The organism is Paenibacillus pectinilyticus (assembly GCF_001700435.1).
GTDB classification, from domain to species: domain Bacteria; phylum Bacillota; class Bacilli; order Paenibacillales; family NBRC-103111; genus Paenibacillus_E; species Paenibacillus_E pectinilyticus.
Map to the genome: position 1 here is coordinate 1,105,940 of NZ_LYPC01000014.1, position 12,990 is coordinate 1,118,929.

The 12,990-nt window shown below is 45.7% G+C and carries 11 protein-coding genes; 5 read left to right on the plus strand and 6 right to left on the minus strand.

Annotated features, from left to right (window positions below; translation table 11 throughout):
- Positions 1-32: 32 nt before the first annotated feature.
- Positions 33-1,421, plus strand: a complete 1,389-nt coding sequence (locus A8709_RS11535; RefSeq protein WP_065852488.1) for a sulfatase family protein — start codon at positions 33-35, stop codon at positions 1,419-1,421.
- A gap of 25 nt (positions 1,422-1,446) precedes the next feature.
- Positions 1,447-2,775, plus strand: coding sequence for a sulfatase family protein (locus tag A8709_RS11540; RefSeq protein ID WP_084224835.1), 1,329 nt, complete (start codon positions 1,447-1,449; stop codon positions 2,773-2,775).
- Between the two features lie 284 nt (positions 2,776-3,059).
- Here A8709_RS11540 and A8709_RS11545 read toward each other — a convergent pair whose 3' ends face one another.
- The 4 genes from A8709_RS11545 to A8709_RS11560 all read right to left on the minus strand — a co-directional run bounded on the left by A8709_RS11545 (position 3,060) and on the right by A8709_RS11560 (position 7,300).
- Positions 3,060-3,605, minus strand: a complete 546-nt coding sequence (locus A8709_RS11545) for a hypothetical protein (protein ID WP_065852490.1) — start codon at positions 3,603-3,605, stop codon at positions 3,060-3,062.
- A gap of 434 nt (positions 3,606-4,039) precedes the next feature.
- On the minus strand, positions 4,040-4,993 hold the full coding sequence (locus A8709_RS11550; RefSeq protein ID WP_065852491.1) for an NAD-dependent epimerase/dehydratase family protein: 954 nt from the start codon (positions 4,991-4,993) through the stop codon (positions 4,040-4,042).
- 28 nt (positions 4,994-5,021) lie between these two features.
- The gene (locus tag A8709_RS11555; RefSeq protein WP_084224836.1) at positions 5,022-6,314 is read right to left on the minus strand and encodes a UDP-glucose dehydrogenase family protein; all 1,293 of its coding nucleotides are present in this window, start codon (positions 6,312-6,314) and stop codon (positions 5,022-5,024) included.
- Positions 6,311-7,300: a sugar phosphate nucleotidyltransferase gene (locus tag A8709_RS11560; RefSeq protein WP_065852492.1), complete on the minus strand. Its 990-nt coding sequence runs from the start codon at positions 7,298-7,300 to the stop codon at positions 6,311-6,313. Before A8709_RS11560 ends, A8709_RS11555 begins: the two co-directional genes overlap by 4 nt.
- 235 nt (positions 7,301-7,535) lie before the next feature.
- On the opposite strand from A8709_RS11560, the gene A8709_RS34485 reads away from it, so the two are divergent.
- The gene (locus A8709_RS34485; protein WP_065852493.1) at positions 7,536-8,345 is read left to right on the plus strand and encodes a hypothetical protein; all 810 of its coding nucleotides are present in this window, start codon (positions 7,536-7,538) and stop codon (positions 8,343-8,345) included.
- Between the two features lie 383 nt (positions 8,346-8,728).
- On the opposite strand, the gene A8709_RS11570 is transcribed toward A8709_RS34485, so the two are convergent.
- Both A8709_RS11570 and A8709_RS33645 read right to left on the minus strand, forming a co-directional pair.
- A complete protein-coding gene (locus A8709_RS11570; protein WP_065852494.1) occupies positions 8,729-9,871 on the minus strand; it encodes a glycosyltransferase family 4 protein in 1,143 nt (380 codons plus the stop codon).
- A gap of 20 nt (positions 9,872-9,891) precedes the next feature.
- Positions 9,892-11,865 carry a CotS family spore coat protein gene (locus tag A8709_RS33645; protein ID WP_084224837.1) on the minus strand — a complete coding sequence of 658 codons (1,974 nt, stop codon included), beginning with the start codon at positions 11,863-11,865 and terminating at the stop codon, positions 9,892-9,894.
- A 304-nt stretch (positions 11,866-12,169) separates the two neighbouring features.
- Here A8709_RS33645 and A8709_RS11580 point away from each other — a divergent pair, with 304 nt between their 5' ends.
- Together A8709_RS11580 and A8709_RS34490 are read left to right on the plus strand one after the other, a co-directional pair.
- Positions 12,170-12,616 (plus strand): DUF1761 domain-containing protein, encoded by a 447-nt coding sequence (locus tag A8709_RS11580; protein WP_065852495.1) that lies wholly within the window; start codon positions 12,170-12,172, stop codon positions 12,614-12,616.
- A gap of 84 nt (positions 12,617-12,700) precedes the next feature.
- Positions 12,701-12,871: a hypothetical protein gene (locus A8709_RS34490; RefSeq protein ID WP_167357058.1), complete on the plus strand. Its 171-nt coding sequence runs from the start codon at positions 12,701-12,703 to the stop codon at positions 12,869-12,871.
- The last annotated feature ends 119 nt before the right edge of the window (positions 12,872-12,990 follow it).

Genomic DNA, 12,990 nt, shown 5'->3' on the forward strand with positions numbered 1-12,990 from the left:
TTCAGCGTATTCCTTAATAGTAGGAGGCCAAGATGAGAGAACAACAATCAGAGATACGTAAATCCAATATCCTTTTTCTTATCGCGGATGATCATCGGTTTGATGGGATAGGGGCGTATGGAAATCCGGTCGTGCAAACGCCGGTCTTAGATCAATTAGCTGCTGAAGGGGTGCTATATCAGTCCATCTACACGATGGGCGGCTTAACCGCAGCACTTTGCGTACCTTGCCGAGCAAGCCTGCTGACGGGAACCCATGTTTTTCAGGCTACCGCATCAGAGAAAGAAGTATCACTCGGCCAGACGGAGGATGCATCGCTATGGAACTTGAATCCGGAGCAAACCTTTTTACCCGAGGTATTCCGTCAGGATGGCTATAGAACGATTGGTATTGGGAAATGGCATAATGGCAAAGAGAGCTTTGCTCGAAGCTTCGCAGATGGAGCGGGTATTTTCTTTGGCGGCATGGGGGAGCATGTGGGGCTGCCGCTCCACGACTACGACCCTCAGGGTATATATCATCAGGATACCATGTACCCTAGTGAAACCTTTTCTTCGGAGTTATTTGCCGATAAGGCCATTGATTTTATTCAAGGGCATGAGGCTGAGGAACCGTTCTTTCTTTATGTGTCGTTCACAGCACCGCATGATCCAAGAACGCCGCCGCAAGCGTATTTAGATCGTTACCCGTTAGCGGATATCCCGCTTCCTCCTAATTTTATGACAGAGCACCCGTTTGATAACGGTGAATTGTCGGTTCGAGATGAACTGCTTGCCTCGATGCCACGCACTTCGGAAGAAATTCGCCAGCATCTGGCTGATTATTATAGTATGATTACGCATTTGGATGACCAAATCGGACGTATCTTAGCAGCGTTGAGGGCCAGTCCACACAGTGAGAATACATTGATTGTGTATACGGCCGATCATGGACTTGCTTTGGGTCAGCACGGTTTATTGGGAAAGCAAAACCTTTACGAGCATAGCATCCATATTCCGCTCATTATGCAAGGGCCAGGGCTGCCACAGGGTCTACAAGTCAGTGAATTAGGTTGTCAAATGGACATATATCCGACTCTGTGCGAATTGACTGGCAATTCCATTCCCGATAAGGTAGAGGGGCATAGTATGGTACCGAACGTATTAGGTGAGCGGAATGAGCGTAGAGCGAGTGTATTTTCGGTCTATAAAAATATGCAGCGCATGGTCCATGATGGACGATGGAAATATATTCGTTATTCGCAAGCAGGAGACGCGGGTTCGAATCGCACGCAATTGTTTGACTTACTGAACGACCCGTGGGAAATGTCCGATGTGTCGGAGGATCCTGCTATGCACGCTCATATTCAACGCTTAGAAGAGGAGCTGCAGGCCTGGCAAAAGGACGTTCAGGACCCCTTACTCCTCCAAAAGAACGCATAAATGAAGTGAATGAGGTGTTTCGTGTATGAGTCGACCTAACTTTTTATTTTTATTTCCAGATACCCATCGAGGAGATTGGATGCCTTATGAGGCGGAGATTGTATCACGCTTAGGGATGGAACCGCTGCCGATTCGGATGCCCCATATAGAAGCCTTGATGAAGCAAGGCGTCACGTTTACCCGAGCTGTTACGTCCTCTCCGTTGTGTGCGCCTGCCCGCGCTTGTCTCGCTTCTGGTTTGCGCTACAATAAGGCGGATGTGGCGGGCAATCATGAGAACTATGACATGTCGCGGAAAACGTTTTACGCTGTTCTGAAGGAACAGGGGTATCGTGTAGGCGGTGTTGGGAAATTCGATCTTCACAAAGCTACGCATTGGTGGGGGCTGGATGGTTGGATTGACGACCTGGGTGAACTCGGTTTCACGGATGGGATTGATAACGCAGGTAAAATCGATGCGATTATTTCGGGGCGGGAAGCTCCGAAGGACCCGTATATGACCTATCTCTACAAAAATGGCTGGGCGAATCTCCATTTGAAGGATATGACCAACCGTGGACAACGAACGGATGCGACGGATTTGCCCGACGAGGCCTATTGTGATAACTGGCTAACTCGGAATGGGATTGGTATGCTGAAGAGCTTCCCTCAGGATCAGCCTTGGTTTCTTATGGTTAATTTTGTAGGGCCTCATGAACCGTGGGACATCACGCACCGCATGAAAGCAGAGTGGGCGGATGTTCCATTTCAGGAGCCCCATGATAGTACGGTTCCCGAAGTAACCTGGAACTCAATTCGGCAGAACTACGCCGCTATGCTCGCGAATATTGATCGCAACGTCGGCGAGCTGATCGAGGAAGTGAAGCGCCGAGGTGAGCTGGAGAATACGGTCATCATTTACGCATCTGATCATGGCGATATGCTTGGCGATTTCAATCTGTTCGGCAAATGCAAGCCGGAGCGGGGTTCCGTGAATATTCCGCTCGTCATCAGCGGACCAGGCATTGTGAAAGACACGTACAGCGACGCGCTGGTGGAACTGCAGGACTTGGCAAGTACAATCGTGCATCTGGCTGGTACTCACATGGCAGAAGCGGCGGATAGTCTCTCCCTCAAGCCAGTTCTGGCGGGTGAAGAGAAGACGATACGCAGCGTGCAGCTGTCCGGCTTAGACGAAGGCCCTCAGCATCCGAGTCATTGGCGCATGGCTGCTGATCAGGAATGGAAACTCATCGTGGAAAGAGACCGACCTGATCGGCTATATCAATTAACATGTGACCCGTGGGAAAGTCAGAATGTGGCAGATGCCCATCCAGAGAAGGTAGCCGAATTGAAGCAAGCGCTCCAGACGTAAGTATCGGGAGGCAGGGATTAAAGTAAGAGGGTTTTTCGTAAACTCACTTGTGCACGGAACGTTGCATTACTATTGCGTTCGTCCAATCTGACTTCCTATGGGATGTCCGGCAAAGTGTGGAACGATACGCAGATGGCTCAAGAGCTTGGCCTCTTTCAGTGGTACTTCTGACTCCAAGGGTTTTGTAGCGCGAGCAACGCCGTAATCGGCAATAATGGATGTAAGCAAAAATCCCCTGTGAAAACAATGCTCGCATTGTTCACAGGGGATTTATTGTTTAGAACCTATTGTACCTCAGACACGAGGAATTTATCGTTTACTTTTTTAGTCGTATACGTAACGCCGTCTTTGGTTGAGAATTTCACAAGATCTGCTGTATTCGCTTTATCAAATGTGATCTCTTCTTTTTTGGTGTCCAACAAATTGGACTTGAAGTACGATTTGGTGTTCGTCAGGAACGCCGCGCCTGCTTTCGCATCAGTTACATAATAATTCACCAACGTATCTAGCATTGATGTATCAAAGTAGTTACCTAAAAATTTCTTAGCTGTTTCTTTATCTGTCGCTGCAATTGGATTCACTATGAATGCGCCATCAGCTGATTTGGCCTCTGCAAATAAGTAATCTACTTTCTCGCGAGCTATTCTAGCGGCGATATAGCCCTTCATGTTCGTTGTATCTTGCGATACAGCAGACGCTTGTGGAGCTGCAGTTGCCGTTGCTGTAGCAGCAGGGCTTGGTGAAGTTGTGGAATCTTTAGAGGAACATGCTGCTCCTGTTACTGCCATTGTGAGTATAAGAAGACCAGCAGCCGTTTTTTTTAATGTCATTTCGGTACACCTCATCGTTATTGAAATTCTAACTTATATTGCCAAATCATCCGAATTCTATCTTATAGGATGGCCAGCAATATAAAAATATAAACGATTAGGGTGTTTATTGCAAATTATGGAGGGAACGTACGATCTTATTCTTGGTGAATTTGTAGCTTGATCAACATGATAGCGTTTTTATTTGTGACAAAATAAAAGGGTAGTGAGGGAGGGGGATTTCATATAACTGGATTATATACAGGAAAAATCATCGATTTCAGCTGTTTGATGCAAATAACTGGAAAACCTGACTGTAAATGAGTCGATTTTTTGTCCAAATTCCGAATTTATGAGATTTAGCTAGAGGAAATCCATTTGATTTAGAAATCTGGCTAATTTTATCCAATTTAGATACTGGGAATCCAGTTATTTAAATCTGCCATTGTCACGCTCTACAAATAAGGCGTCTGCCTTAAATCTTCGATTTCATCTCGCAGCCCCGTGCGTAAATCGATTTTGGGCTCATAACCAAGGAGTACCTGTGCTTTGGAGATATCGGCCCATGTGTGCCGGGGCTCTCCAGTGGCTTTGCCCATAAATTGTCTGTCTATGCGATGACCGAAAAGCTCCTCCAGCATGGCGATGCAGTCTAGGACGGATGCTCGTTCCTTACCGCCAATATTGATCGTTTCCCCTATGATGTTCTCGGCATATGCGGTTGCAGTAATCGCTTCTACACAATCCTTTACATACGTAAAATCGCGGGTTTGCAGTCCGTCACCATGGATGGGGATTGGTTTATTCTGACGAATATGCTGGATGAATCGGTGAAACGCCATATCAGGGCGCTGTCTTGGCCCATACACCGTGAAGAAACGCAAAACAACAACAGGGACCCCAACATTATGCGCATATACCTTGCATAATTGCTCACCTGTCAGCTTGCTTACGCCATAGGGGGAGAGCGGAGCTGTGATAGCATCTTCGTTCACTTGATTCGTTTTCTCGCCATAAACGGAAGAAGTGGAGGCGTAGACGAATTTCTTAATCGGATATTTGGAGCAGCCTTCGAGCAAGCGCTGAGTGGCTTCGATGTTGTTGGTAACGTAGGTTTTGAACTCTTCCCCCCAGCTGGACCGCACGCCAGGCATGCCGGCTAAGTGATAGACCACATCCACTTGGGGAAGAATGTCGTCCCAGTTCGCTTCAAGTAAATCCTGTTGGAGATAAGTGAAGCGGTTGTGCAAAAGAAGGTGACGAAGATTGTATTCCCGTACATTGACAGGCGTTGGTGATTTCGCAATGAGAGCATCAAGTCCAACCACTTCATGCGTAGGATCTTGCAGCAGTCGCTCACAAAGATGCGATCCGATGAATCCGGCGGCACCTGTGACTAGTATTTTCATAGCTAGAAAACTCCTTTCATGAAATGGTTTAGCGATTTCCAATGCCGTAATAGTAAAATCCGAGATCAGTAAGTGATTTACCATCCAGTTTATTTCTGCCATCGAAAATGAAGTAATCTCCCATCACCGATCGCAATTGTGACCAATTTGCTCCGATATAGTCGGTCCATTCAGAACAGAGGATGATGGCATCCGCACCATCCAAGGTGTCTTCTAGGGAGTCAAACTGTTGTACAAATTCTCCTTGTAAATAAGAAGGAAGTTTAGCGATCGGGTCATGTACACGAAGGATGGCTTGTTTTTCCAACAAGTGTTGCATAATGGCAAGGGAAGGGGCTTCTCTTAAATCATCTGTATTGGGCTTAAATGAAATGCCAAGAATCGCGATTGTTCTGTGGTCAAAGCCTCCAAGCTTTTCCTCCCACACGTTCAGAAAATAAGAAGCCTGCGAGTTGTTAACTTCCGTAACTTTTTCAAGAATACTAAGTTGGATGTCGTTCTCTTTGGCCGTATAAAGCAAAGCTTTACTATCCTTGGGGAAACAGGAGCCCCCATAACCGATTCCTGCTCTAAGGAAGTGAGGTCCTATGCGGTGATCCATGCCCATGCCTTTCGTAACGTCTGAGATGTTTACCCCGATCTTGTCACAAAGCCTAGATAATTCATTGACATACGAAATCTTCGTAGCTAGGAAGGCATTTGAAGCATATTTAATCATTTCCGCTGTTTTGGGTTTGGTGACGAGGACAGGGGCATTAATCGAACGATATAAAGTTTTGAGCGTATCCACGGCTTGCTTACTGTTACTGCCAATGATAATCCGGTCAGGATGCAGAGAATCATAGAGCGCGCTGCCTTCGCGCAGAAACTCTGGATTGGACACCACATCGAAAGGATGCGGGGACGTTTGTGCTTCGCGAATCCATTGGCGCACTTTGCGATTCGTATCTATAGGAACTGTGCTTTTAACAGCAACCAGCTTATAATCATTCATATTTGTGCCGATGTGTTCAGCGACATTACGTACGTATTGAAGATCAGCGCTTCCATTAATATCTGAAGGTGTTCCTACACAAAGGAAAATAACGCTATGTTCACGGATCGCCTGAATAGGGTCTGAAGTGAAACGGATATTGTCCGATTGGAGGTGTTGACTCAACAAAATGTCTAATCCAGGCTCATAGAATGAAAGCTTGCCCTCAGATAGGGACTGTATTTTCAAAGCATCTGTATCTAACCCAGTTACCTTCCAACCTAGTTCAGCAAAAACTAACCCCGTAGTAACGCCCACATAGCCCATTCCGATAATTAAAATGTTCATTTTCCTGACCCTCCGTTGCTTTGTATAAAAACAGACTGTGGACTAATAATCGAGTTCGTCATGGGATAATGATTCGGATTCAGAATGGCATACTCGAGCAAAATACTGTTCTCCAGGGTGCAGCTTTCGAGTTTAACATTGGGACCGATCGTCACATAGGGACCGATGACACAGTCGATTAATTCTGCACTTGGATCTATACAAGATGGATGGATAATTACAGTTCTAATATGTGTGTCGCTCACACTGTAATCCAATGTACCTTCTTCTTCCATCTGATCTAGCATCCATTTATTGGCCCCTAACCAGCCATCCATCGTACCTACATCGGAGAAGTTTTTATCTGTTATTTGATAGGCGACTGAATATTGGTGATGTATCAACCACTGAATCGCATCCGTAATTTCGTACTCGCCACGGGCAGAGGGACTGATCGCATGAATCGCTTTGAATATGCTAGGCTTAAAAGCATAAGCCCCCAGCACGGCAAGGTTGGACTTGGGTACTGTTGGTTTCTCTACGAGTGCTATGATGGTGTCCCCGTCGACTTCTGCAATACCAAAATCTTTCGGATTCGCGACTTCGCGTAATAGAATAGCTGCATCGTGCCCTTCCTCTGTAATCGCGTGACATAAGCCATCTAGCTTTTGTGTGATCAAATTATCACCGAGCATTAAGACGAATGATTCACCTGCTATGAAAGGCTCCGAATATTTCACGGCGTCTGAGATGCCTAAGGGGTCTTTTTGAAATATATACGTAATACGAACCTGCCATCGCTCGCCAAGGCCTACTTCTTCCATAAACATGTCATAGTGATTGCGCCGGATCACGATGCCAATTTCGTAAATACCTAACTCGACCAACTTCTCAATTCCGTAAAAAATAAGCGGTTTATTAGCCACAGGAAGCAATCCCTTCGGCTTAATATTAGAGAATGGCTGGAGTCGAGTGCCCTTACCCGCACAAAGAATTAATCCTTTCATAGCTATGACCTCCTTGTCTGCTTATAGACCTATTGTTAATTTATGATGAAAAATCTTAATTGGAAGGGCGATTAGCAAGGTACGTTCCGCTTTCTAACTGTTATTTTTTGCATATCGTGCTTCTGGGACAAATACAATCCGCAAATCTACGTGATCAACAGCCTAAGCATGGCTACAGGAAAATCATAGTATACAGAGAGACAATATAAGTGTCGCACTCGACAGAGGGAGAGGAATGATTAATTTGCTAGATCTGGACGCAATTAAAAGCTATTTAAAAGGAAATGCAGAGGTAGTTGAAATCAAAGTGGAGTTTATCAACGGGGACAAGATGAGTCTTGATTTGGATGAAGTTGAAATGAGAGATGAGGCTATTCGTGCATTTCTTGGAGAACTTGATTGGGATTTAGTCGATGAAGTAGAAGTTGAACTTGCTGACGGCACCAAAAAGGAGTTTGGTGAAGAGGACGACGAAGATGACGAGGAAGAAGATGGAGATACAGACGGGGAAGACGACGAAGAAGATGAAGATGAAGAAGATGGAGATACAGATGAAGAAGACGACGAAGATGAAGACGAAGATGAAGACGATGATTCAGATGATGAAGTAACAATATCGGCATTAGGTGGAGATGACGAAGAAGAGTCCGACGAAGATGACGAAGAAGAGTCTGATGATGAAGACGAAGAAGAGTCTGATGAAGATGACGAAGAAGAGTCCGACGAAGATGACGAAGAAGAGTCCGACGATGAAGACGAAGAAGAGTCCGACGAAGATGACGAAGAAGAGTCCGACGATGAAGACGAAGAAGAGTCCGACGAAGATGACGAAGAAGAGTCTGATGATGAAGACGAAGAAGAGTCCGACGAAGATGACGAAGAAGAGTCTGACGATGAAGACGAAGAAGAGTCCGATGATGAAGACGAGGAAGAGTCTGACGATGAAGACGAAGAAGAGTCCGATGATGAAGACGAGGAAGAGTCCGATGATGAAGACGAAGAAGAGTCTGACGATGAAGACGAAGAAGAGTCTGACGAGGACTAAGCCTTCTATACTCTGGGGGCTTCACTAACATATTTACCAGGACATACACTAGTCTTGGTGCGAAAATTCAATAAAGCTGGAAAATCTCCCATTATATTTCTGGTTAGCCGTTCGTGCAGGAACTGCTCAGAAATTGAGGGATTTTTCACGTTAACTTCCATCTAAAAATGGGTTGCACGTGGCTAGCACGAGAGCAGCAACTAGAATTGCAACTGTTGCACCCTAATTAGTCGATTTTATCGACTAACAGACCGAGAAAAGCTGCCGCTGCACCTAATTTAGTCGATGCCCCCAAAAAAACGTAGAAAAAAGGGCTGCTACCCAGCAGACGATGTCATCTGTGGGACAGCCCTTTCTACGGAGTTTACAAATTGTGAATCAGCTTAGCGTTGTTCCCAGACAGCCAGAATTTCCTGTGCGACGCGTTCCCAAGTGAAATTTCGTTCGGCTAGGCGGCGGCCGTTGATTCCCATTTGACGCGCATGGCCAAGGTCGGAAAGCATCGTATTAAGCCCGCGCGCGTACTCCTTGGGATCTTCTGGATTATTGATGAGCAAGCCGTTATTGTTGATCACAATTTCTGGATTTCCGCCTCTGGCTGTTGTAAGAAACGGCAGTCCAGCAGCCATGGCCTCATAGTGCACTCGCGCTAACGGCTCTTGCCAAATGGATGTACACACAAATACATCTCCCGCACAGAACCACCGATGAACATCGTGTGCTTGCACATACCCTGTCGTAATAACCGGAAGAGGTGCGCGTCCGGCAAGTGCTCTGACGTATGCTACGTAGTCACTGATGGTATCATCATTGAACCAGGCTCCCCCGACAACCACGAGTACTGCATCGGAATGCGTGACGTCTGACATCGCACGGACTAAGACGTGCGGGCCTTTATTGCGGGTTAACCGACCCACAAATAAGATGACCTTTTTAGAAGAAAGATTATATTCAGCTCGGATACTCTCTCTTGCTTGCAAAGCACTAGCGGACTCCATCCATGGCGCGAATCGGTCCAAGTCAACGCCAGAGTAGATCGTACGGAGCTTGCTAGCCACATGTGGATAATAATCGGTTATCGCATCCCCAATATACTTACTAATGGTGATAATACGCTCTGTTTGTTCAATTACAGCGTTACCAACCGGATTCGCCAGCTTAAAAGGATTAAACATATCGTTGTGCATGCTCAGAATGATTCGAGAATTGGGCGCAACGCTGCGAACTGGCAGAACCAGCAACGGGCGATTATAAATTTGAATAATATCATAATGTTCCGATGTATGCTCTAGGAAATGGACGACCCCTGCCTTATAGGGCTCAAGTAATCCCTCAGAATCTACACGGACATAACGGATGCCGTCGACCACTTCATCATTGGGTAAATCGGGGTCTGTTCGGCCAAGGATCGTAATTCTGTGATGCTTGCTGAGCAGTGAAGCTACCCCACAAATATAAGTTTGGATGGCTCCCCCACGAATGTTCGGAACTGGCAGCTTTTCTGTACAAATCATCAGAATGTTCACAAGTTAACACCTTCCTTTCTTTAAGCAGTTCGATGCTTGGGTTTAAGCTGCTTTTTCTTCATCGGATAGGCCTTCTTATTTCTAGCTAAGTGTTGCAAGTTTTTCTTCAAAGGTTTGCTGTAGCGGTGTTTGATGACTTTGCTCCGTTTTTTGATCGTTTTACGAATAGGAACAATGACTCTGATATAGCGCTGTTTTTTGTTGCTCCAAATGAGTTTGTAGCGGGTGCGTCTTTTCCATTTGACCAGCTTTTTAAGCTTTCTTTTTTTCCAAACGGTATACTTTCTAGATGGTTTAGCTCGGAAAGCTCTACGCTTTTTAGGTACACGTAAAGTGAATTTCTTCTTAGCTCTTGCTGGGACAAGTACGAGGGCAGGAACAGGAGCGAAGTCTGCAGGCATTGGAATGGCTGGCATCACTGGGACAGTCGTATCTCCAGGCAATGTTGGTGAATAAGGAATTGCAATCAGCTCAGAAGATTCCGAATAAACAGCCTCTTGTGCTAAAGGATGTGCATATGGCTCGGCAGCAGCATCCGAGAAGGCTGGTTTCGGTGTAAATGGAAGCGCATAAGGTTCTTCAGCTTCTGAGTAAGCTGGAATTCGGATTGGATCCGTAGTCTCCGAGTAGTGAGGTTCTTGATCAGGTAATGCCGCAACAAGATCGGGAGTCTCCGTAAATACTGGCTCTGAAATAGGCAAGCTGGGCGTACTGTATGCAGGCTCTGAAATAGGCAAGCTGGGCGTACTGTATACAGGCTCAGAAATAGGCAAGCTAGGCGTACTGTACGGACGCTCTGAATAGGCAGGTATCGTGAGATCTCCGGGAAGAACTGAAGCGGGACGCTCGATGATGAGTGGTTGGGTAATATCCAGCGTGTAGTCGCCTGCAGGATAATTTGCTTTATCTTTTTCCAGCTCCGCTAAAGCTTGCCATTTACTCGTTTCTGTTGTCAGAACTCTCTGCAGAATAGGTCCGAGCTCAAGCTCAAGGAAGGGGATTGGATTAAACACGATTTCTTTCACATGCTTGTAAAACTCATTCGGAAAGGCCATGTCGATCCATAGGATCTCAAATGTCTCTTGATCCAGCGGGTTGGCTTGGTGATAGGCCTCGATCATACCGCGAATCCAGGTCACATCCCATACGCCCATATCATCCATGGTACTTGTAATCAATTTACGTAAATCACGGATCGGTAGATCGTAGGAAACGCCGTCTAAGTCGATGACCCAGATACCGCCTGGTCCCATTTGACCATTCGACCATCCGAAATCCTGATGGGCAAGTCCCCAATGCGGCTCCCCTTTGGAGAGCATAGTGGTGTAAGGCGAGTTTTGAAAACGAAGATAGATGTCATTGGCTTGGCGCTTAAACTCTTCAATGACCTCAAGTAAGCTTGCACTTGCTGTCGTTTCTGGATAGGCCAAAGCGATGTCTTTGAACCAGCCAATTTTGGAAATGATTTTTTCGTAATATTTTCCCCAACCGAAGATCCGAGAAGATTTTTCCGAGCCGGCAGGAGGTACATAGCCTCTGGAATTCTTGTGAAATTCACCTAAGCCATAGCACAGCTGAGCAGCGCCTTCTAAATCAATTTTAGATACAGGTACGAGGGGTTCAATCCAGTCTGTTACGATCCACAGCTTTCCACCAGCTTCAACGTAGTAATTCCCTTCTTTGGTAGGAATGAACGAAGGTACGCGGTAACCTAAGCCAGACATGTATGCTTGTGCACCGATGCTGAAAAGACTTCTTCTAGGCCGTCTATGCAAACATTTGATACTAAGATTGCCCTTGTTCGTGTTAATTTTCCAGATAGCTCCGCCTTTGTCAGGCTTGGAGGTGATCAAAACCATATCATATACCTGCATGTCGTATCGTTCCATAACCACACGTGCCAACATCTCTAACCCTGGGGGAACATACATATTAGCTACGACGCCTGGATCTAAAACGTCATTGATCCAAGGGACGACTTGATAATTTTCCATCACCATCACTCCATAACGTATTTTAAAAGTGAATTGTACGATCTAAGCATTTCCTCTGATGCTGCGAAATTACGATTGATCCATTCCTACGTACACTTGGCTTCATGTGCTTACGAACAATCACCCCGCATATACAGATTAGGTTTATCTCTCCCTATGCATATGTCATTAGGAGAATAGTTGATATGTACAAGAGTGGAACTTGTGAAAAGATGGATTGACATGAAACCAAATGGTTGTATATAATGAAAAACGAAACCAAATGGTTTCGTAAATTAATATAACTGAAATGAGGAGAAACAGAATGATAATAAGTTCAATTAATTACTGGGCAGTGTTCGTGACAGGAATTTTATCATTAGTGCTAGGCTTCCTATGGATGGCGGTCATCTGGGCTAAGCCGTATCAGAAGCAAATGTATGGCAACCTGGACCAGCTCAAGGAGAAGGCGACGAAAGCGGCTAAAATTCAATCCTTCGTTCTTTATATTCTCGTATCCTTCGTTACTTCCATTGCTTTCGCAGTTTGCTTAGAGCTATGGAAAGCGGGTGGACAGGCTTTTGATTATAATGGTGACAGTTTGTTAAATGCCTTCTGGTTCACGATGCTGCTAACAGCAGGATATACGCTTCCATTCACGCTTGGGAAAAAGGTGTGGCAATTCAAAAGCTGGCTAGTCGTAGGTGTAGACACATCTTATGAAGTCGTTCGGTTTACGATGTTGCTGTTGATCTTTTGGTTCTGGAAGTAGATGAAGGCGTAGGCAGGTAGTGTGGGATGCCCTCGGAAGGTGTATAATAAAGGCATCTGATCTACATAAAGGGGACGACTTCTCATGATAACTTGCCAATCTTGTTCCAAACAAACCGATCTCCAATTGCAGCGTTGTACGCACTGCGGGGCTATGTTAACCTACTCGGTGGCGGAGAAGTTCGATAGAATGGCCGAACTAGTGGAACAAGCGCTGAAGCAGGAACTCGAGGCGAGAAGAAGGTTGAAGCATTAGGTGTATGTAGAAAATCCCGACCTCGTCGGGATTTTTTTGTAGATGAACAGCCACACCGCGCGCGGTGGCCATATTTGAGTCATAGAATCCAGTTTAAGGTCAAGTTTTTGATACACAGT